We start from the raw sequence: 19,750 nt of genomic DNA on the forward strand, positions 1-19,750 counted from the left end.
CCACGCCGACGGACCCCTCACCGCCGACGGCATCGCGCTCGCCACCCGCTGACGCTCTGACGTCGTCCGACACCTTGATGCAAGGTCACGCTGACCAATGCGAAGACCGATGCAGTCTAGAGCTGACATATGCAGAGTCAAGCCGTACCGGACAATCAGTTTTGATCATAGACAGCGAATAGAGCCCCGGCCCGAAATCGAGTATTGCTCCGCGTGTTGGTGGCGAGCAGAGGTCGGCCGTGGTCGTACGATGGCGGCCGCCCGAGTAGGAGTGCCCCGGTTCCTGGGCCCCGGTGTTCACTGCGCGCGGCGATCATCAGGGCGCGCCCCGGATGGTGACCGTTGACCTCGGCCCTGAGGGGCTCGACCCCTCCGGCAACGGGACACCCGGGTTTGTAGATCGTGATCTTGTTGGTCGGGTGCCAGGTCTCGGGCTGAACTGATCCCCGTCTCGATTGGTCTGGTCCGATGCCCTTGCCGTCTCAGCGGAGCTGGTCGGTGGAGGGGCTGATGGCGCTGTCCGTGCCGTAGAAGCGGCCCTGGTCGCACAGGGCGTCGATCTCGGCGTTGTCTTCCTCGCTCAGTTGTGCATCCAGCGCGACGCTGATGACGCCTCGGGCGTGGGCCAATCGCCGAGCGACATCCCAGTCGGCGATGAATTGGCCGACGGTGTACTCGTCGGCGGTTCCGGATGCCTGGCGGGATCCGAGTCGGTCGAGGGACACGACGAACTCGTTCAGGTCCTGCAGTACTGCGACGACCTCGCTGAGGGGCATGCGGATCTCTCGGGAGGATATGTCCATCAGCCGATTCAACTCCAGAGTTGGTGCTCGGGCCCAGAGCCTGATCTTGCTGGTCGGGGCTGGTCCGGGAACGGGTGCGGCCACCGGTGATCATCGGTGTGTGAAGACAGGAGATCAGGCGGTGGCCGCAGGTCACAGCATAGATCCTGCCTGCTGGCAGAAAGCGTTCGAGGTCCTGATGGGCCGTATCGCGGGACGGTTCGTCCGGGTGGAACCCCGGCGCCGGGCACGGGCGTTCGTGCTCGGACTGTTGTCGGACATGCCGCGCAAGAACTGCTGGACACTCGCCGAGCAGGCCGGGGACGCGAACCCGTACGGTCTGCAACACCTGCTGTCGAGGGCCAAGTGGGATGCCGACGCGGTACGCGATGACATCCGCGGCTTCGTCGTCGAGCATCTGCATCACGAGGATGCGGTGCTGGTCGTGGTTGAGACCGGCGACCTGAAGAAGCGCACGGGCACGGAAGATTGGCTCCGTCCGGTGCCGCCGCCCACGTGCGGGCCGATCCGGCCGCAAGGTGTTCGTCTCCGGCAAGAAGAAGCAGAAGACGCCGAAGCAGACGGGTGGCCCTCGCGGGTAGTCCCGTCGCAGTGCCGACAGCTGGGTTGGCCGGGCCTCATCGGGAAGTGCTGGAGCGCGTGCGCCGCGCTGAATTGCGTCGCGAGCCGGATTTGGAGCTGTGGTCGCGGGCGCTGACCGGCTCCTGGGCTGACAAGTCAGTGGGTGGCCATGCCCATCGCCAACAGGCCGAAGGGCATGAAGATCACGGGAACGGATATGAGCCAGCCCATCCTCCAGGATGTTCTTGACCCGACAAAGACGCAGAGCAGTGTCATCAGGAGTGTGTAGACGACCAGGAAGGCGAATCCGATGACACCCGCGCCTGAACCCACCCTGCCTCCTCGTGACATCTGCCGCATGAGCGACGGCAGTTCTCAATGCGTCCCCGCACCCACAATTTGAACATGTTCAAAAACGTTTGGCTAGGCCTTTTCTGAAGGGCCGCGTGCGGGGCGTGGCGGACTGGAAGCCTTCGTGGGGGAATGTGCATGGGGCAGGCAGATGACGGGGATTCACCTGCCTGCCCCTCATTGCGCGACCACCCGCTCGGAATAGGGGGCGAGCAGGTGCCACGAGGCCCCAGGGTCCTTGGGCCCACTCCTGCAGCGGACTGGAGTGCCGGGCCGTCACATCCCTGGGGCGCCCAACGCCACACGGTTCTGCGAGCTGGGAGGGCAGGGGCAGGCCCGGCACGGGGGGAACACGAAGCCGGTTAGCTGAGATAGTCCGCGCGCCCCTCGTCGTCGAGTTCGAAGGGGCCCTCAGGAATGATGCAGAACTCATTGCCCTCAGGGTCCGCCACCACCAGGAACCCGCCGTCGGCGTACTGCTCCAGCCTGCGTCCGCCGAGCGTCTCAACCCGCTGCTGCTCGGCGGCGGGGTCGGCTGAGCTGACGTCGAAGTGCATGCGGTTCTTGCCCGACTTGGGTCCGGCGGTCTGCTGGAAGCCCAGACCCAGGTCGTTCTCTCGCCGCAGCCATACGTGTGGACCCATACGGCCCGCAATCGGCCTGCCGAGCAGTTCAGACCAGAACGTAGCAAGCCGCTCCGGGGCGCTGGCATCGACGATGAGGGCATTGATCCGCATAGGTGAGTCCGCCATGAGAACCACGGCGATATTCGGCACAGTCGGGGATCTTGTGACGTACCCAGTCTGAACTGGGCATCTACCGGGTGTGCGGTTCAGGGGGTTTGGGGCGGTTGCTGCCGCATTTAGCCGGTGTGGTGGTCGAGTCGATCGAGCGTGCGGCCGGTACGGTCACGTTCTGCGCGCACGCCGCAGGGCCGACGGCGAGGTGCCCAAGATGCGGGGTGGTGTCGTGGCGTGTGCACGGCCGGTACGCGCGCCGGCTCGCTGACGCGCCCCTCGGTGGAGCCTCGACGATGGTCGAACTCGTGGTGCGCCGGTTCAAGTGCCTCAATCCGCCGTGTCCGGCGGTGACGTTCACCGAGCAGGTCGACGGGCTAACCAGCCCGCATGCCCGGTACACGCCGCTGCTGAGCACGCTGCTCACCTCGATCGCCGCATGTCTGGCGGGCCGGCCGGGTGCGCGGCTCGCGGCCGCGCTGAGCATCCGCGTCGCCAAGGACAAGCTCCTGGACCTCCTCCGGCAGTTACCGGAGTTGCCGCAGGCCAGCGTGCGCGTCCTTGGGGTCGACGACTTCGCGCTGCGCAAGGGCGGCTCTTACGCCACGATCCTGGTGGACCTGGAACAGCGGCGCCCGGTCGATGTGCTGCCAGGCCGGGACGCCGAGCCGCTGGCCACCTGGCTGCGCGATCACCCCGAGGTCGAAGTGATCTGCCGGGACCGGGCCGGTGCCTATGCCGAAGGCGCCCGCAGCGGGGCTCCGCAAGCCCGGCAGGTGGCGGACGCCTGGCACCTGCTGCGCAACCTCGCCGAGGCGGTGGAAAAGACGGTCGGCGCCCATCACCCGTGCATCCGGACGGCGTTCACCACGGCCCAGGCCGTCGCGGAGTCCGCCGCCGCGTCCACGGGTACGGCGGAGCCGCCCGCGGAGGAGATGCTGTTCGTCCCTCCGGACGGCACCAGGGACGTCCTCGGGCGCCCGAGGCGGCTGGTGGCCCGCACCACCGAGCGGTACACAGCGGTGCAGCAACTGCTCGCCGAGGGTGAATCTCTGGCCTCGATCAGCCGTCGGCTGCGGCTGGACCATTCAACAGTGCGGCGCTTCGCCCGCGCCCAAAGTCTCGACGAACTGCTGGTCAAGGCCACCAGCCGGGCCTCGATCCTGGACGAGTACAGGCCCTACCTGCACGAACGCTGGCGCGAGGGCTGCCACGACATCCCTCAATTGCACCAGGAACTGCGCGCACGTGGCTTCGCCGGAAGCATCCAGTGCGTCCGCCGCTACTTCCGGCCCTTCAAGAAATCGCACAGCCCCAAGCCGCGCAACTCGTTCACGCCTGCTCCCGAGCCACGACCCGCCCCGAAACCCCGACGCATCGTCCGCTGGATCATGACCAACCCTGGACACCTCGCCGAGAGCGATGCGGCCGAACTCAAACAGATCCGGGCCGCCTGCCCGCACCTCGACGCCACCGCAGGCCACGTCCGCGACTTCGCCGCCATGATGCGCGACCTGCGCGGCGACGACCTGCCCGCTTGGATGGACCGCGTCCTCGCCGACGACCTGCCCGCCCTGCACTCCCTGGTCAACGGCATGAAACGGGACCTGGACGCTGTCACCGTCGGCTTGTCGACGCCATGGAGCTCAGGCCAGGTCGAGGGCCACGTGACCAGAGCCAAGCTCCTCAAGCGCATGGGCTTCGGCCGGGCCAACCTCGACCTCCTCCGCAGACGCATCCTCCTCAGGACGTGATCGCCGAGCTCGCCATATGCTGCAGGCCATCTGCGGACTGACGGAGGGATCGGACACGGTGAGCGAATCGTTCTTGCTGGTCTGCGACGACCTGCCGCACACCGTAGTCCTGACTGACGCCGGCCCCCGGGCCATCGAGATCGTGAAGCTACTGCACCGGCGAACCGGGCAGAGTTTGTGGCGCTGCAAGTCCCTCATCAGCCACCTGCCCGCGACCATCCTCGAGAACGTGCCGGAAGAAGTCGCCACCGCCATGGTGGCCGAACTCCACGAAGCCGGTGCCGACGCCCATGCCGAGGCGAATCAGTAGGCTTCGGCCCCCTCATCGTCACAAGATCCCCGACAGAGCCCAGAAATCCCGTGCAGCGGCTACGCCCGCCAACGTGCCACTGCAGATCAACGAGGGAGTCGTCCGTCTGGACTTCAAGGGCGGGATCAGCTTCCGCGTCGAAGGCGCCATCGCCCAAGGACTACGCCGCTGCGGCCTGCGCAGAAGCCGCTACACCGGCATGGACAAGACCTGCCTCCAGCACGTACTCACCGCCACGGCCCTCAACCTCATCCGCACGGACGCCTGGCTGACCCAGACCCCGCTGGCCAAGACCAGGACCTCTGGCTTCACGCGCCTTCGCCCTGCATAACGCACCGCCGAATTCGCCAACGGTGTCCGCCGAGTGGTGTAGCAGAGATCTCGACGTAGCCCCGGTCACGGCGTCGCTACGCACAGATGCACGCCACTCGGTTTGGCGACGGTGCCCGGATGAGCTCCCCGCGCCGATCCGGGTGGTCAGCCCTGGTGCTCAAAGTCCGCGAATGGTGAGTCGCGCAGCGGCAGGGGCTTCGGCCACCAGGGCGGCCGTCCGTGCGGGCAGCGGGCGCTCAGGTACTTCCCGTCCGGTGGGGCGACGTTGTACACCAGGTCGCCGACCAAGACGGCCGAGAGCACCAGCAGCCCGGCCAGGCTTGCGGTCAGTACCCGGACGAGGCGGCGGCGCGACCGCGGGAGGAAGCGCCTGGCCAGGAGGAAGCCCAGCGGGAAGGCGCAACAGTACGCCGCGATGAGCGGAAGGGTGGTGAGGAGGTAGAAGCGCGGGCTGTCCGCGATGTCGTACGCCGCCGGCCACGCGATGTTCATACAGTAGGACCAGGTGTCGCTGATGAAGGCGCCGGCTTCGGCCTCGGCCAGCAGGCCGAGCACTAGTCCGGCGAGCGGCAGCAGGCAGCCCCACCCGCCGCACGAGTCAGGCTGGGAGCCCGGTTCCTGTTCAGCTGTCACTGCCCCTCCCATCCGGTCAGGACGGTGGCCGTCGGTCAGCGGTTCCGACACGCGGGCGATCGTGCCCCATCGAGTGCGTAGTCACTGGCCGAGCTGATTCGCTCGCTGTGGAGGAAGTCGGCGATTGCCCTCACTTGGTTTGGGGTTGAGAGGTTCGGCCATGGAGCCTTCGGAGAGGTAGCGGCGGTCGAAGACCTGCCACTCGTCGTGGAGTTCGGCCAGGACCGCGGCGGCGAGTCGGCCGAGGGCGGCGGGGTTGGGGAAAGACCTGGACAACGTCGGCCCGTCGTTTGATCTCCCGGTTCCACCGCTCCAGCGGGTAGGTGGACCAGATCTTCTTCCAGTGCGCTGGCGGGAAGTCAGCGAACGCGGTGATATCGGTGGCAGCGTCCAGCAGCATGGTCTTGACGTGTGGGAACTGCCGTCCGGGCATGTCGGCGACCACGTCCAGCTGGGTGCGGACGGCTGCGGCGGTGGTCTGCGCGAAGATGGTGCGGATCGTTGCCGCCACCATCTCGCCCGAAACCTTGTCGATCACCGAAAAGACGTCGCGGACGAAGTGAACCCGGCATCGCTGCCAGGCCGTGCCGAGGAAGACGGTGCGGATCGCAGCCACCAGCCCGCTGTGGCTGTCGGAGATGACCAGCTGGACGTTCTCCAGCCCTCGGGCCCGAAGCGAGCGCACGAACTTCGTCCAGAACGGCTTCGACTCGCTGTCGCCGACCATCAGGCCGAGGATCTCGCGGTGCCCGGTGGCGGAGATTCCGGTGGCGATGACCACGGCCTGGGAGACGATCCGGTGGTTCACGCGGGCCTTGCAGTAGGTGGCGTCCAGGAAGACGCAAGGAAAGACGGTGTGATCCAGCGGCCGTTCCTTGAACGCATCCAGTTCGGCATCGGGTTCGGCGCAGATCCGGGAGACCTCGGACTTGGAGATCCCGCTGTCCGACCCGAGTGCTTTGACCAGGTCATCGACCGAACGAGTCGACACGCCCTGTTGAGCCGACCCTCGGTCAGAGGTCAGCGACCGGTCTGATGCGTCAGTCCAAGGTCTGCGTCAGTTCGCTTCGGCTTGATGTGTGAACGATACGGCCGTACGCTCCGTTGACGATCGGCATGTAGGGCGGGACGTGGCCGCACTCGATGTCGGCGATAATCGGAACGTTGAGAGGACCGAGTGCGTCGAGGACGGCCTCGTGTTGGCTGAGTGACCGGTTGTCGGGTGCGTTGGTCCGGCCGACGAGAACCGCGTTTGCCCGGTCGAAGAAACCGGCGAGCCTCATGCCATGCAGGTTCCGGCAGATGGTGAAGGCATCATCGCCTGCTGCTTCCACATACACGAGGAGCCCATCCGGTGGCTCGTTGCGAGCGAAGGTCGAGACGTCGAGGTAGGCCGTCCCCGCGAGGTTGCAGAGAGTTTCGATGCAGCCGCCGATCAGTCTTCCCTCAGCGTCCACGTCACCGCCGCCGTCGAGCCGGGTCCACGCGCCCGCAGAGTCAAGCGTGTACTCGCGTACGTCGGGGCAGGCGGCGAAGTCGTCGAAGCCGGTGGTCCGGTGGCGACCGGGCGGCGTCTGGGTGAACCGGTGCCCCTGGGGCGCTGCGACGATGTCGAGCCACGACCGCAGTCCTCCGGGCACTCGGTAGGGCGTGTCCATGAGGTTGTTGCCATGGACGGTCGCCGTCCCGGTGAGCAGAGTCATCGGCGTGATCAGAGTCGATATGTCGGAGAATCCGACAAGCCAGGTGGGCTCTGCCTCCCGCAGCTTGTCCCAGTCGAGCAGTGGTAGTAGGTCAATCGCCGTCTCTCCGCCCCACGGCGGCACGATGGCCTTGATGGTGGGGTCGGTCAGCATCGACATCAGTTCGCTCGCGCGGTCAGCGGCCGAAGCACTGACGTGCCCGGAGCCGTCCATGCACCGGCCGATGACGACCTCGTACCCGCGGTCCTGAACGTCATGAACGGCGGCATTGAGGCGCTCACGCAGTTCCTTCGCAACCCCGCTCGACGGAGAGGTGACACCCACACGGTCGCCGGGACACAGGGGGGACGGGTATCGAACAGCCATGCGCTGAATTTTGACATAGTGCCGCGTCCTGAAGACACCGAGTTCTATGCGCTCCAAACGGTCCAGATGCCGTTCACCAGGTTCAAAAACACCTAGTGAGTCGCCACCGCCACCGCTCGCTGCCCCGGTGCCGTGAACAACTGCAGCCGAAACGACGTCCGCCCCGCACGGAACATGTGGTCGTCCACGGTGCGCCGGCGCGGAGCAGCACGCCTACCTGCGCTGGCGCAGCCAACACCGCCGCCACTCCCGCGTGCTCGAAGCCCAGCGCCGCGAACGCGCCCGCATCCGATCCGAACGCCGGCACCGCTGGGGCCGACCACACCACACCGCAGCATGATCAACCCACCCGGCGCACGTTCACACCCAACGCACTAGCCGCCCTGGTTGCGTGACCGCTTGGGCACCAGCGCGGCGAGCACGGCGCTGGTGTCCCGCAGCGACTCGGGTACGAACTCCACGGCTCCGGTCCCCCGAGCTCGGTCCAGTATGTGCCGTTTGGGCCACGAACCCCCGAGGTCCCTGCTCAGCTGGCTTGCGGTCACCATGTCGGAAAGGAACATCATGTGCTCGTCCAACCGATGTTCCCCGGCCTTGGCCAGGCGCACCGCGTTGATCAACCTATGCCGCACCGTCGGGTCCGGGTAGTACCGCTCCCGCCGCAACAGCCCCCTGCCCGGCACGCGCCGGATCAGACCGCGCGCGACCAGCGCGCCGCGGTGCTGCAGGAACGCGATGCGCCGCCTCCGCACTCACTTGTAGGGCACCACCACCTCGCCCGCGTGCGCCAGTTCGGCCAGCAGTTCATCGGCCCAGGCCAGGCCGGTGGAGTCGGCGTTGACCAGCTCGATCTCGGCCCGGTACGGGCGATACGCGTCAAGGCCGAACACGGTGGACTTGCGTGTCCGGACCGCCAGCTTGCCGCGCAGCGCGAGCTCGCCGAGTTCAGCCACCGCGCAGCCGACCCCGGCCTGGTCGGAGTCGATCACCTTGCCGGTCTCGGCGAGTGAGAGCAGAGTGAATTCCTCGGGCAGCGTGAGCGGACCAGCCATGGGCCCATCCTGCACGATGACGGCAGCCGTAAAAAGCGGCTCCGATCCACCTGTTGAGGCTCTGTGACACAGCGTTACGGCCGGTGGGCGGTCTCCTCGGTGGGGTGCGCCCGGCGTCGCGCGCCCGTCCTCCACTGCGAACCGTGACCCGGTGAACCTTCGCGGTCAACTAGGACGGCTTCCTTGTGGAGAGATTCCGTGTGTCCGGGCGGGCGGATACGCCTTTGCTGGGTGAAGCTGAAGGCGTGAGCATCAGTAGCGAGCGCCAGGTAAGTGCTGAGCAGATCTACGCGGCTCTGGCCGCTCTTGAGGCTGTACCAGTGGCAGATCCGGAGAAGCGCCCCGAAGCGCCGCAGGAAGACGACCGCCTGCACCTGTTGGGCAGTCTTCTGGCGAAAACGGAGCTTGAGATCACCGCCGCAACCCGTCTGACTGAGGAAGGGGAGATCGAGGACGTCCTTGAGACATTGCTCGGTTGGGGGGAACAGCTGGGAGCGGACCCCGGTCTCGCGGTCAACGTCCTGACGAACCGGCTGCAGCGCACCGCGCTGCAGGTCTCCGAACCCGGGGCAGAAGAAGTGCCACCGGGCCGGGAGGCAGCCTTCGCGGCTTCCATGACAGCGGTGTACGCGCTCAGCGCCCATCTGCACGCCGAACGCGGCGACACAGAGGGAACCCGACGCGCTCTGAGCGGGGCTGAAGAGGCCCTCATCGACGTCCTGCAAGGCATGCATGACCTGCGCGTCGCCATCGGGGACGCACCCGGGCCCGAGAACGAAGCCGACAACTGACATAACGCGAGCCGCAACGGTGGCCCGCTGCTCACCATCCCGGCCCGAAGGAGTCTCATGACGGACAGAATGACGATGCAGGCGTGGGTAGTGGACGGGCCCCGGCCCGTAGAGGAGGATCCCCTCCGGTTGGTCGGGAAGCCCGTTCCGGTGCCGGAGGACGATGAGCTGCTGGTGCGCGTGCGCGCGTGCGGGGTGTGCCGCACGGACCTGCACGTCATCGAGGGTGACCTGCCGGTGCACCGTCCCGGGGTCACGCCGGGTCACGAGGTGGTCGGTGTGGTCGAGGGCTTCGGGGCCGCGGTGCGGGACTTCACGGTCGGGGAGCGCGTGGGAGTGGCCTGGCTGCGTCGCACCGACGGGGACTGTGTGTACTGCCGGCGGAGGTCCGAGAATCTGTGCCCGGCCTCGCTCTACACGGGCTGGGACGCCGACGGGGGTTACGCCGAGTACACGACGGTGCCGGCCGCCTTTGCGCACCGGCTGCCCGGCGAACTCGACGACATTGCGCTCGCCCCGATGCTGTGCGCGGGCATCATCGGCTATCGCGCGCTGCGCCGGGCGTTGCTGCCGCCGGGCGGGCGTCTCGGGCTGTACGGCTTCGGGGGCAGTGCCCACCTGTGTGCGCAGGTCGCGATCGCCGAGGGTGCCACCGTGCACGTCATGACACGAGGTGCGGCCGCCCGGCGACTGGCTCTGGAACTGGGTGCTGCCTCGGCGCGGGGCGCCTACGACGTGCCGCCCGAGCCTCTGGACAGCGCGATCCTCTTTGCCCCCGTCGGTGACCTGGTACCCGTCGCGCTGCGAGCCCTGGACCGTGGCGGCGTGCTGGCCATCGCCGGCATCCACCTGAGCGACACGCCGCCGTTGCACTACGAGAGCGATCTCTTCTACGAGAAGGAGTTGCGCAGCGTCACCGCCAACACCCGTGAGGACGCCCGGGAGTTCCTGGCCCTGGCCGCGCGGCACGGAGTGCACGCGACTACACACGCCTATCCGCTCTCGCAGGCCGGTCAGGCGCTCACGGATCTCAAGGCGGGGCGGTTCGACGGGGCGGCTGTACTCGTGAACGACTTGTCCTGACCGGCTCGTGCGCCACAGCGACGGCCGCCACCAGGCGCTGCACATTGGCCAGCCAGTCCAGCGCCGCAAGGGTGTAGCGGTCGGCCAGACACCAGTCCGCCCGCGGCCCGTGCCACCCGGCCGGCCGACGGCAGTCCGGCCGCTGCGCCTCGGTGTCCGGCTCGGCCGTCATGCCCCAGCACAGGCTCGGTCAGCGCAACGCAGTCCTGCATGGCCATGACAGAAACGGCGGCGGTCATCGGCACGCCCAGTACCTCTCGCCGGAGCGGCGAACCGACGAAATGGCCCTTGCAGGGTGACGGAATGCGCTGGGTGGGGCCAGCGGGCCGGGCGGCCGCTGCGCGTTCGATGGCGCTCGCGCTTTGGTGGGTTCCCAGTTTGGGAACGCTGGATCTGCTCGGGGATCTTGGGGCGTTCCTGGAAGGTGAACTCGGTGGCGAGCGCGAGGGCCCGGCGCGCTTCCTCGCTGGTGGTGGAGGGCTGAGTGCGTTCCCGAGCGTGGCCATGGACGGCGCGGACGAAGCTCTCCACCCAGCTGGTGAAGCGTGCGCGCTTGGCTGCGTCGTCGCGGCCGTCGATGGTCTCGGCGATCTCACCCAGCCAGTACGACGACCAGGTGTCCACTCTTGAGAGGCCCGTGCCTCTCGGCCCGCCCGGAACCGACCCGAACAGCGCCCCCGTTGCACTCCAGGACTGGCCTGGCGCCTGCGGGGCCGGGAATGACCTCGTCATGCCTTTCCAGGCCTTGTCCACGTTCGGAGTGCTGAGCATCGGCCCTCCCGGGCTCAATAGGGTCATGCAGTGAAGTACACGCACGGCCTCCAGGTCTCTCCGACCGGTGCGTGTCAAGTCAAATGAGGCGTGTGTGGGCGAGCGAGGGCACCACGATGTTCTCCGGCAAGCACCGTGACACCGGCTTCAACCTGCAGGTCGCCGCCACCCTCGCCGGGGACCTGCTCGCGGTCTCCGCTCCGGTGCCGGGCTCGCGGCATGACGTGTACGCCTGGCGCCAGTCCCACTTCCCGGACGCCTTCGCCGGCCGGGAGAATGTGGGCGACCTGGGCTACGTCGGCTCCGGCATGCTCACCGGACGGCGCAAACCCCCTGGTCAGAACGCCCCGCTGGAGACAAGGTGTTCAACCGGAGCTTCGGCAAGCTCCGTGCCGCCGTCGAACGCGCGATCGCGCACCTGAAGGACTGGAAGATCCTCGCCACCCGCTACCGCGGCCCCCTCACCCGCTTCCCCGCCATCGCCAGGACCGTCACCGCCCTCGCCTTCTACAAGAAGGGCTGGTGAGGCCCTGTGAATAGGCCTCTGGGTTTCAGAAGTACTACGGGCGTCGAAGTGCTCCAGAGGCCGGTGCGGTTGGTTGTGGCCTGATTGAATCCTTGACGTCCGAGGGACGTGCGCGGACGGTAGAGGCGCCATGTGTTGCCATGTTCGCGACAAAACATGGAGACCCCCACACACAAGGAGCCTCATGAGACCTTCAGGCAAGCTCGGCATATGCCTGGCGCCAGTCATCATGACGGCGAGCCTCCTCGGCGCCGGCATGCCGGCGACCGCCGCGGCCGACCCGCTCGTGCTCAACCCGGCCAGCCCCGACAGCACCGGTGCCACCAGCCCGAACTGGTTCGGCTACGCCGCTTCGGGCGGCGGCTACAGCAGCGTCGAATCCACCTGGACGCAGAGCCCCGTTGACTGCTCGCGGGGCGACGGCTCCGTCGTCTTCTGGGTCGGCCTCGACGGCTGGGGCAGCCGCACCGTCGAGCAGACCGGAACCGGAGCGGACTGCCAGAACGGCCGGGCCGACTACTACGCCTGGTGGGAAACGTACCCGGACAATCCGATCAACCCCTACAACGACCCTGTCAAACCGGGTGACACCTTCTATGCCAAGGTCACCTACCAGGGCGGCACCAACTACGAGTTGTACATCGAGGACAAGACGGCGGGCTGGCGCGAGGACCAGGTCGTCCAAGGCGCCTCCGGCGCGAGCAACGCCAGCGCGGAAGTGGTAGGTGAGACTCCCGGATACAGTGGCGGACGGTACGCGTCACTGCCGGACTTCAGCACCGAGAACTTCACCGGATCGCTCGTCGACGGCAAACCGATCGGCGAGATGAACGCCCGGCGCATCGACCTCGCCCGCAACGGGGACACGTTGGCCACCACCAGCGATCTGAGCAACGGCACTGACTTCGCTGTGAGCTGGCAGGCCAATTCACTCGCGGCCAGGAGCCGGGCCGTTCGCTGAGCCACCCACGACAGCCGCCGGCGCACACCGTCGGTGAGAAGTCCGACGCCGCCCCTTCTTGAACCACCGTTCCGCCATCATGGCATGTTCCCGCCATAACCCGGTTGTGCGCCGTCCATTGAGGGGCGCACCCGACAAGCCGACCATGAGCCCCGGTCGGTCGGCCAACCCCCACATGCACTTCTCTCTCCCAAGGAGCGTGCCCCATGGGCATATCCATCGGCGCTGCCGGCAGATCCAGAACCGCGCGGGCCACCGCCACCGTCCTGCTGCTCACCGCCGCGCTGGCACCGGTGGGCGCCAGCACCGCCACCGCCCACGCCTTCGGCCCCAACTCCCCCCGCATCAAGGACAGTCTCTGGGGCGGCTACGTGGCCCAGGGATCCTTCTCCACGATCAGCGGCTCCTGGGTCGAGCCACACGCGACCTGCAACTCGTCCAACGACCTGTTCGCCCCCTGGGTGGGCATCGACGGCTACGGCTCGCAGACCGTCGAGCAGACCGGTGTGCAGACCGACTGTTCCAGCGGCTCCCCCGTGCTATCCGCCTGGTACGAGATGTACCCGGCCGCTCCGGTCTACTGGAACGACTCCGTGTCGGAGGGCGACACCATCACCGCCTCGGTGGTCTCCCACGGCGACAGCACCTACACGCTCACCCTGAGCGACACGACCCAGGGGTGGACGGAGCACGTCGACCAGTCCATCGACGCACAGAACGTCAGCGCCGAGGCCGTCATCGAGTCGCCGACCCAGAGCTACCCGTCCTTCGACCGGCTGGACTTCTCCAATGTGACGGTCGACGGCAAGTCGTTCGACTCGTTCGGCCCGCAGTCCCTGACCAGCGGCGGTTACACACCCGGTCCGCTGCAGGGCGGCTCGTTCACCATGACGCCGGGCGGAGCCGGCCCCCGTGCGCCGCACGCCTCCAGGCCCGGCGCGGTCCGCTACTGACCGACGACCGGCGGGGGCGCCCGGCAGCCCCCGCCGTCCGTCGCTCTTCGAACCTGCTCGGCACCGGCCAGGCCCGCAGCCGCACCAGCACAGCGGTCGAACGCACCGTCCCCTTCCAACTCATCTGCCAGACCGTACTCGTGCTCTGGTACGCCCCGCCGGGAACACCGACAGCGACGTCCAAGCCCGCCGCGCAGCCGCCCCCTGGTACCGCCGCAAGCAACACGTCGCACTCGAAGACGTGATCATCGCCTTCCGTCGAGCCCGGATTACCGACGCCAGCCGCCAACCCGACCCCGCGCGCTACTCCCCAACACCCCGCCGACCAGCACGGCTACCGCCGCGTAACGGCGCGCTGGCCTATTCCGTGCCCTGTGGAGCCAGCGGCTCGTTGGCCGGAGCAGTGGCAGCCGTCTTGGCGCTGCGGCCTTGCGGGACACCGCCGCCTCACTCCTGGCTACCGTCTGGTTCGCCGGACAGCAGCACCTCGTCGAACCCTACGACTATTCGACCTGGATGGCTTGCGCCTGCCGGCCGCTGCCGCGAGGGCGGGGACGAACCTGGCCACCTTCATAGTGCCGTTGCCAGAGGCCAGATCGTAGCTCTTGGTGGCGTTGTAGCCCCACAAGCTGAGGCCGTTGCTGGACACGAGAGCCGTACGGCATCGACGACAAGACCACCCGGCAGGCCTAGTTCGGCAGCGCTGGCCTGGCCGTGCTGTTCGTGAACCCGTACACCGAGCGGATCACGCTGCTCTCCCTGCTCTGGACCGGCTGACGCGGTCTCAGGAGCGCTGTCACACTGGCCCTCGTAACCGGCCCGGGTGTTAGAACTGCACGTCGGAGCAGGCGTAGAAGGCGTTGCCGGTGTCGGCGATGTTCCACACCGCGAGGATGAGGTGCTTGCCGGTGAGCCCGGTGGGGACGGTGCCCTGCTGGGTTACGGTGTCACTGGACGGCGGCTCGCCGTCGTACGGGACGGTCAGGAAGGGCTGTGGTTGCAGTTCCGCGCGGGTCAGCGGCTTGGTGGGGTCGTAGCTGTCGTTGCTGACGAAGTACTCGAAGTCTGTGGTGGCGTGCCGGGCGGTGAAGGTCCAGGTGAAGTCGTAGGTCTGTCCACCGGTGAGCTGGGTGGCGGGCCACTGCCCGCCCCGTGGGTCATCGAGCTGCGCGAACCGACTGTTCCCGCCGCTGCATATGGCGCCGTCCGGCGGCCCCGTTTCCGGGAACCCTTTTGGCCCTTCGACGCTCTGCGGTTCGTACTGGATGTCCCCGCAGTCACTCACGGTCCCCTCGGCACACAGCGCCTGCCGGCTGGGTGGCTGACTGATGTACCCATGACTGCTCGCACTACCGGTGGCCAGCGCGGAGGCCCCAAGCACACCGAGTCCGACGATCACCGCACCGAGCTTTCCGCGCATGGCGCAACTCCTGTGAAAACGTGGGGGTCCAGGGGTGGCGCGAGCGCCCAGCGATTGGTCCGGACCAATACGCACGATAGGCCTGACGGGCGGTCATGTCCATAGGGGTTCTCTTCCCGGCTCCACCATCCGACAATGTGCATGCCAAATCCGGAAGCGTTCCGGGTACGGAGAGGATCCCCCCACATGAACAGGCCTTCTCTCATCGCCGCTTTGTCGGCAGGATGTCTCGCCGTCGTCACGCTGTTCGGCGTGACCGCCGCACCTGCCGAGGCCGCGGCAAGGCCAGCGGACGCGCAGGTCAGCTTCGCCGGGACCGTGGCGCTGGACGACTGCTCCGGGTCCGTCATACGGACCCCCGCCGCGGCGGATGACGACCCGGCGATGGTCATGACCAACGGGCACTGCCTGGAGAGCGGAATGCCCGCCGCGGGTCAGGTCATCACCGACCAGCCGTCCAGCCGGACGTTCACGCTGCTGGACGCAGGCGGAAACCAGGCCGGCACGCTACAGGCCACCAAAGTGGTGTACGCGACGATGACCGACACCGACATAACGCTGTACCAACTGAGCAGCACCTACGCCCAGATCCGCCAGCAGTACCAGATCGACGCGCTGCCGCTGGCCACCACGCACCCGGTGCAGGGGGACAACATCGAGGTGGTCTCCGGGTACTGGCAGTCCACCTACTCCTGCACGATAGACGGCTTCGCCTACGAGGTGAAGGAGGCCGACTGGACCTGGAAGGACTCCGTGCGGTACACCCCGGACTGCCATGTGATCGGCGGTACTTCGGGCTCACCGGTCATAGACACCTCGACCGGCCAGGTGGTGGCGGTCAACAACACCACCAACGAGAACGGCGGGCAGTGCACCCTGGACAACCCCTGTGAGGTGGACCAGAACGGCAACGTCACCATCCACCAGGGCATCGGCTACGCCGAGGAGACGTACCTGATCGCCCCCTGCGTGGGCTCTGGCAACCAGATAGACCTCACCCTGCCGAATTGCGCCCTCCCGAAGCCGTAACACGTCCGGAACGCCCTGGCGAGCGCAGCGCCAGGGCGTTCCCTCCAACGTTGCGCGGCACGGGAGGACTGACCCTCATGGACAGTGGGGCCGGACACGAATCACCCCGTGGTGGAAGGCGGCTGAGGGCCTCCCTGAGGCTCTTCCCGGCGTGCTTGCGGTGAGGGGGCGGCGATGGCAGGTCAGCCCACGTCGAAGATGTTGGGCAGACCGAGCTGGTGGCGCAGCCTGTCGTCGTTCTTGACCAAGGCCAGCTCCGGCGGACTGTACAGCGGGGTGACGGTGCAGCGCGGGGCTGGTGAACCGACGTGGTCGAGCAGAGCGTTGGTGGCCAGCCGGGCCGATGCGTTGGCGCCTTCCATCGTCGCCAGGTCGATGGGGACGGCGACATAGTCGCCCGCCAGATAGAAGTGGGGGATCTCGGTGGCGGCCGACGGCCGGTTGTGGAAGGTGCCGACGGGGTGGATGAGCAGTTCGTCGTCGTTACGCGGGTGCGGTGTGCCGATGTCCGACACGCCCGGGTCCAGGAACCACGAGTGCAGCGTGCGGTCGCTGAGGACGGTCTTGCCAGTGTCGTTGAGCGCAGCCTTCAGCTGTCCCACACCTCGCGGGCGACCTCTTCACGGGTGCACTGCTTGCCCGTCTTGCCATACAGGATACCGGGCTTGTCCCATTCGGAGATGTCCACCGAGAGGCAGTCCACCACGCTGCCGTCGCCGTAGTCGGCACGGAAGTCGCGGTGCGGCCAGTGCCTCGCCTGCGCGATGGCGGTGAGCGACCAGGGCGAGTCGATACAGTCGAGATGCCCTCGGACGGTGTCCGGCCGCTCCGTAAGATAGAACTGAATGCCCGTCATCCAGTCGGTGCGAAGCTTGTCGCAGCGGGCGAGCTGCGGGTCGGCGGCGCGCATGGCGGCACTCCAGGTGAGCCGGGCATGCTCAACCGGGAGCGCACACACGTAGTGGTCGGCACTGACGTTGCGTCGCACCCCCTCCGGGTCCTCGACGAGGGCAGCCGTCACCTCGGCACCGTCGTAGGCGAACTCCCGCAGCGTCCAGCCGACGCGGAACTGCACGCCGAGTGAACGCAGATGGTCCACCCACGGGTCGATCACGCCTCGTTGGTGGGCGCGTTGAGGATCCGGTCGAGCGGGCCGTCGGCACCCCGGCCGAGAGCGTTGAAGATGAACGCCTCCAGCAGCGAGCCCACTGTGCGGGTGCTCGACTCCTCGGCCTTGGTGGCCACGATGTTGCGGGTGACTCCCACGGCTAGGAGACGCTGATACTCATACGACATCTGGGCAGCCCGTGTGTAGGCCCACCAGGGGGTGGCCTCCCACTGGTCGTTGCGGCGCTCGTCGCAACTGGTGAGGAAGGTGAGCAGACGGCCCACGAAGTAGGCCACCTCCCGAGGCGGAAGGCGTCCGAACGTGCCGAAGAACCCCTCAAGCACGCGCCGCAGCGCATCCGGGGTGAGTGGCTGCGGTATCCCCGACCACGGTAGGGGCAGGCGCAGGTCCTCGTACCCGGTCCGTGCGAACATCATCTCCTTGGGAGCCACCAGGTTGTCCCGGACGCCGTGCGGGTTGCCCGGGAAGGGGATACGCCGCAGGGTGTCAGGCAGGTTGTGGTAGATCCCGGGGATGAACCGGAAGCCGTGCTCGGCGGGGAGCGGCGACCGGCCGCCCCTGGCACTGTCGGGCACGTCCATGCTGCGCGCCTTGCCGCCCAGGGCGCGCCGCTCGTAGACGGTGACCCGAAAGCCACGCTTGGCGAGCTCGTGCGCGGCGGTCAGCCCGGCCACCCCGGCCCCGAACACCGCGACCGACTGCGCTTCCGCCCCGGCGCTCAGCTCGCGCGCGAGGGCCGGGACGGTGGTCCCGGCCCCCACAGCGGCGGCGGCCCCCGCTACCGCAGCGCCCTTGACGAACGCGCGTCTCGTGGTACCCGTATGCTCCCTGGCACCCCCTCTTACCCGTGGTAACGGTCATGTCGGCACAGGAGGATACGGACGCGGCCGTGCAGCCGGAAGACAAACTCTGGCCCCGTTGGTGTGCGTGCGGCGGGAAGTCCCCTGCTGTGGCCGAACAGCGCACAAGCCCGCACGCCACTCACCCCGCCTCCCGCAACAGCCGCCCCCACGACGGGCCTTGGCCGCAGCAGCTCGGCCCTTCGGGCGGCGAGCTGATCGCACGCTGGTACACCGCCCAGAACGGCGACCATCAGTTTCCTGATGTCCGGATCGGTGTTCACCGGGTTCGTTGCCGTAAGTCTGGGCGACTTCAGTAATCACCTCCAGACCGAGCAGTGGACCGGCACCCTGGAGTCTGTGGTCGTCATGCCGGTACCGCTGACCCGGGTCATGCTGTTCTCCGGAGTCGGCGGCCTGATCGGTACCGGAGTTCCGCACGAAGCGGGCCGGAGCGCGGTTCGGTGACTGTCGCCTGTAGGTGGGCAGTGCATGCCATGGGGGGCGTGATCTTGCTGGTGTTCTCCCAGTGGTGGTCGGTGCCGTCGCACTGGGCGGTGGTGCCGCCGATGCCGTACACAGAGCTGCGGTCGCCCTGGCTGACCGTGGAGGCGGTGCCGGGGGACGTCCCCTCCTGGAGGTGCCGTCGGCGCGGAGACCCGGGGGACGGCGAGCCGCTCCAAGTCGCCACGCTCGCGCAAGGCGGTGGACGCCGTGATCGGATCACAGGGCTGGGCCGCGGCCCGCCGAGAGGACAGCAGGTTGGCCTCGCGACAAGCCTCACATCATGCTGTTCGGTGACATCATGAGTAGTGAATTCCGCATCATGACGGTCGTCCGACCAGGCGACACCTGAGCCGCTTCCTGCCTGTCAGTACGGGAAGGCGGTGAGCATAATGAGCGACACCGAGCAGGAGCCCACTGCGGCCGAAGGTACAGAGGCAGAGAGCACCCCCGAGGAGTCACCGGCCACGACTGAGGCCGGCCCTGCGGAGGGCGAAGAGCAGACCCCTGTGGCCGAGGAGACCGGGACAGGAGAATCCGCCACCGAGGAGTAGGAACGGCTGTGCGCGGCTGCCGTCGTGCACAGCCACGACGGCAGCCGCGGGACGCCCCTCAAGCGGACTCGCCGGCAGGGGAACCCTGGCCCACGATGAGCGGCCTGGCGGCTGGTGGGGCGGGTGGACCGGGGAGCTGTACAGGGCGGCTCTGGACGGCGTGCCGGGGTGGTGTGGGACACCCCCGCCTGAGTGTTTCCTGGTGGTGCGTGCAAGGACACGTCTTCGATGTGTCTGATCCGGTTGTTCGCCCGGCCGGGTGGAATGATCGTCGCACTGGTTCCGGTGCCGGGTGTTGCCGCGGGTACGCCTTTTAAATTCCAGGGCATGAGTTCGAGTGATCACGTGTTTGTGGACCATCGTGGCTTCCTTGCCGCCGCTGCCGGGGCCGCTGCCGTGTTCCTGGCGGGCAGCTGGTGGGCGGCCTCTTCGAGGGTGTATGCGGCCGGTTCCTGTCCGAGAGGCCGGTGAAGGCGGCCGTGGGGGTGAGAGCGGAGAAGGTGCAGCGGTTCGGTGCCCGGGAGCGGGTGGCGGCCGCGCGGGCGGCCGGGGTACGCGGAGGGCGGTGGCGGAAGGCGGCGCTGGGG

18 protein-coding genes and 5 pseudogenes are annotated in these 19,750 nt (G+C 67.8%); 13 read left to right on the top strand and 10 right to left on the bottom strand.

What is annotated here, in order from left to right; genetic code table 11:
* Positions 1–482: 482 nt before the first annotated feature.
* A complete protein-coding gene (locus M878_RS90385) occupies positions 483–803 on the bottom strand; it encodes a hypothetical protein (RefSeq protein ID WP_023553671.1) in 321 nt (106 codons plus the stop codon).
* 178 nt (positions 804–981) lie between these two features.
* Between M878_RS90385 and M878_RS50365 the strand changes: the two are divergent.
* Positions 982–1,266: pseudogene (locus M878_RS50365) on the top strand (transposase); the annotation flags it as partial.
* An 811-nt stretch (positions 1,267–2,077) separates the two neighbouring features.
* Here M878_RS50365 and M878_RS90390 read toward each other — a convergent pair.
* On the bottom strand, positions 2,078–2,467 hold the full coding sequence (locus M878_RS90390) for a VOC family protein (protein WP_031227314.1): 390 nt from the start codon (positions 2,465–2,467) through the stop codon (positions 2,078–2,080).
* Positions 2,468–2,589: 122 nt separating this feature from the next.
* Here M878_RS90390 and M878_RS90395 point away from each other — a divergent pair, with 122 nt between their 5' ends.
* From M878_RS90395 to M878_RS90405, 3 genes are all read left to right on the top strand, one after another.
* Positions 2,590–4,206 carry an ISL3 family transposase gene (locus M878_RS90395; protein ID WP_280923698.1) on the top strand — a complete coding sequence of 539 codons (1,617 nt, stop codon included), beginning with the start codon at positions 2,590–2,592 and terminating at the stop codon, positions 4,204–4,206.
* A gap of 16 nt (positions 4,207–4,222) precedes the next feature.
* On the top strand, positions 4,223–4,516 hold the full coding sequence (locus M878_RS90400) for a ribosomal protein L7/L12 (RefSeq protein ID WP_023553676.1): 294 nt from the start codon (positions 4,223–4,225) through the stop codon (positions 4,514–4,516).
* A gap of 73 nt (positions 4,517–4,589) precedes the next feature.
* Positions 4,590–4,847 (top strand): transposase, encoded by a 258-nt coding sequence (locus M878_RS90405; protein ID WP_023553677.1) that lies wholly within the window; start codon positions 4,590–4,592, stop codon positions 4,845–4,847.
* 146 nt (positions 4,848–4,993) lie between these two features.
* Here M878_RS90405 and M878_RS90410 read toward each other — a convergent pair whose 3' ends face one another.
* From M878_RS90410 to M878_RS90420, 3 genes and pseudogenes are all read right to left on the bottom strand, one after another.
* On the bottom strand, positions 4,994–5,482 hold the full coding sequence (locus M878_RS90410; RefSeq protein ID WP_158692871.1) for a hypothetical protein: 489 nt from the start codon (positions 5,480–5,482) through the stop codon (positions 4,994–4,996).
* Between the two features lie 81 nt (positions 5,483–5,563).
* Positions 5,564–6,476 (bottom strand): annotated as a pseudogene (locus tag M878_RS90415) (IS256 family transposase); the annotation flags it as partial.
* Positions 6,477–6,522: 46 nt separating this feature from the next.
* Positions 6,523–7,551 carry a S66 family peptidase gene (locus M878_RS90420; protein WP_037730281.1) on the bottom strand — a complete coding sequence of 343 codons (1,029 nt, stop codon included), beginning with the start codon at positions 7,549–7,551 and terminating at the stop codon, positions 6,523–6,525.
* A 208-nt stretch (positions 7,552–7,759) separates the two neighbouring features.
* Here M878_RS90420 and M878_RS000000100830 point away from each other — a divergent pair.
* Positions 7,760–7,891 (top strand): annotated as a pseudogene (locus M878_RS000000100830) (IS630 family transposase); the annotation flags it as partial.
* A gap of 34 nt (positions 7,892–7,925) precedes the next feature.
* On the opposite strand, the gene M878_RS99145 reads toward M878_RS000000100830, so the two are convergent.
* Complete coding sequence (locus M878_RS99145) at positions 7,926–8,303, bottom strand: GOLPH3/VPS74 family protein (RefSeq protein WP_023553681.1); 378 nt, start codon at positions 8,301–8,303, stop codon at positions 7,926–7,928.
* Positions 8,304–8,603: a GPP34 family phosphoprotein gene (locus M878_RS99150; RefSeq protein ID WP_023553682.1), complete on the bottom strand. Its 300-nt coding sequence runs from the start codon at positions 8,601–8,603 to the stop codon at positions 8,304–8,306.
* A gap of 245 nt (positions 8,604–8,848) precedes the next feature.
* Here M878_RS99150 and M878_RS98030 point away from each other — a divergent pair, with 245 nt between their 5' ends.
* From M878_RS98030 to M878_RS90455, 6 genes and pseudogenes are all read left to right on the top strand, one after another.
* Entirely contained in the window at positions 8,849–9,394 is a 546-nt protein-coding gene (locus tag M878_RS98030) for a hypothetical protein (RefSeq protein ID WP_158692872.1), read from the top strand.
* Between the two features lie 75 nt (positions 9,395–9,469).
* A complete protein-coding gene (locus M878_RS90435; RefSeq protein WP_209445688.1) occupies positions 9,470–10,477 on the top strand; it encodes a zinc-binding alcohol dehydrogenase family protein in 1,008 nt (335 codons plus the stop codon).
* A 210-nt stretch (positions 10,478–10,687) separates the two neighbouring features.
* Positions 10,688–11,107 carry a hypothetical protein gene (locus M878_RS98035; RefSeq protein WP_158692873.1) on the top strand — a complete coding sequence of 140 codons (420 nt, stop codon included), beginning with the start codon at positions 10,688–10,690 and terminating at the stop codon, positions 11,105–11,107.
* A 257-nt stretch (positions 11,108–11,364) separates the two neighbouring features.
* Positions 11,365–11,774 (top strand): annotated as a pseudogene (locus M878_RS90445) (transposase family protein).
* Between the two features lie 184 nt (positions 11,775–11,958).
* Complete coding sequence (locus M878_RS92725; RefSeq protein WP_023553688.1) at positions 11,959–12,735, top strand: G1 family glutamic endopeptidase; 777 nt, start codon at positions 11,959–11,961, stop codon at positions 12,733–12,735.
* Between the two features lie 206 nt (positions 12,736–12,941).
* A complete protein-coding gene (locus M878_RS90455) occupies positions 12,942–13,688 on the top strand; it encodes a G1 family glutamic endopeptidase (RefSeq protein WP_023553689.1) in 747 nt (248 codons plus the stop codon).
* Between the two features lie 826 nt (positions 13,689–14,514).
* Here the strand turns inward: M878_RS90455 and M878_RS90460 are convergent.
* Complete coding sequence (locus tag M878_RS90460; RefSeq protein WP_023553690.1) at positions 14,515–15,108, bottom strand: lytic polysaccharide monooxygenase auxiliary activity family 9 protein; 594 nt, start codon at positions 15,106–15,108, stop codon at positions 14,515–14,517.
* Positions 15,109–15,294: 186 nt separating this feature from the next.
* On the opposite strand from M878_RS90460, the gene M878_RS90465 reads away from it, so the two are divergent.
* Complete coding sequence (locus M878_RS90465) at positions 15,295–16,137, top strand: S1 family peptidase (RefSeq protein ID WP_031227319.1); 843 nt, start codon at positions 15,295–15,297, stop codon at positions 16,135–16,137.
* Between the two features lie 182 nt (positions 16,138–16,319).
* Here M878_RS90465 and M878_RS90470 read toward each other — a convergent pair.
* Positions 16,320–18,084 (bottom strand): annotated as a pseudogene (locus M878_RS90470) (hydroxysqualene dehydroxylase); the annotation flags it as partial.
* A 285-nt stretch (positions 18,085–18,369) separates the two neighbouring features.
* Between M878_RS90470 and M878_RS90475 the strand changes: the two are divergent.
* Positions 18,370–18,573, top strand: coding sequence for a hypothetical protein (locus M878_RS90475; protein ID WP_023553695.1), 204 nt, complete (start codon positions 18,370–18,372; stop codon positions 18,571–18,573).
* Here the strand turns inward: M878_RS90475 and M878_RS000000101585 are convergent.
* Positions 18,497–18,889 (bottom strand): DUF6299 family protein, encoded by a 393-nt coding sequence (locus tag M878_RS000000101585; protein WP_342452742.1) that lies wholly within the window; start codon positions 18,887–18,889, stop codon positions 18,497–18,499. The genes M878_RS90475 and M878_RS000000101585 overlap by 77 nt on opposite strands.
* Positions 18,890–19,750: the final 861 nt, after the last annotated feature.

Source organism: Streptomyces roseochromogenus subsp. oscitans DS 12.976, assembly GCF_000497445.1.
Lineage (GTDB): Bacteria > Actinomycetota > Actinomycetes > Streptomycetales > Streptomycetaceae > Streptomyces > Streptomyces oscitans.

Bases quoted from the DNA above. Each gene is read 5' to 3' on its own strand.
- M878_RS90400 (WP_023553676.1), top strand. From the start codon at position 4,223: ATGCTGCAGGCCATCTGCGGACTGACGGAGGGATCGGACACGGTGAGC.
- M878_RS90390 (WP_031227314.1), bottom strand. From the start codon at position 2,467: ATGGCGGACTCACCTATGCGGATCAATGCCCTCATCGTCGATGCCAGC.
- M878_RS92725 (WP_023553688.1), top strand. From the start codon at position 11,959: ATGAGACCTTCAGGCAAGCTCGGCATATGCCTGGCGCCAGTCATCATG.
- M878_RS90465 (WP_031227319.1), top strand. From the start codon at position 15,295: ATGAACAGGCCTTCTCTCATCGCCGCTTTGTCGGCAGGATGTCTCGCC.
- M878_RS99150 (WP_023553682.1), bottom strand. From the start codon at position 8,603: ATGGCTGGTCCGCTCACGCTGCCCGAGGAATTCACTCTGCTCTCACTC.
- M878_RS90475 (WP_023553695.1), top strand. From the start codon at position 18,370: ATGTCCGGATCGGTGTTCACCGGGTTCGTTGCCGTAAGTCTGGGCGAC.
- M878_RS90385 (WP_023553671.1), bottom strand. From the start codon at position 803: ATGGACATATCCTCCCGAGAGATCCGCATGCCCCTCAGCGAGGTCGTC.
- M878_RS90460 (WP_023553690.1), bottom strand. From the start codon at position 15,108: ATGCGCGGAAAGCTCGGTGCGGTGATCGTCGGACTCGGTGTGCTTGGG.
- M878_RS90435 (WP_209445688.1), top strand. From the start codon at position 9,470: ATGCAGGCGTGGGTAGTGGACGGGCCCCGGCCCGTAGAGGAGGATCCC.
- M878_RS98035 (WP_158692873.1), top strand. From the start codon at position 10,688: ATGGCCATGACAGAAACGGCGGCGGTCATCGGCACGCCCAGTACCTCT.
- M878_RS90420 (WP_037730281.1), bottom strand. From the start codon at position 7,551: ATGGCTGTTCGATACCCGTCCCCCCTGTGTCCCGGCGACCGTGTGGGT.
- M878_RS90455 (WP_023553689.1), top strand. From the start codon at position 12,942: ATGGGCATATCCATCGGCGCTGCCGGCAGATCCAGAACCGCGCGGGCC.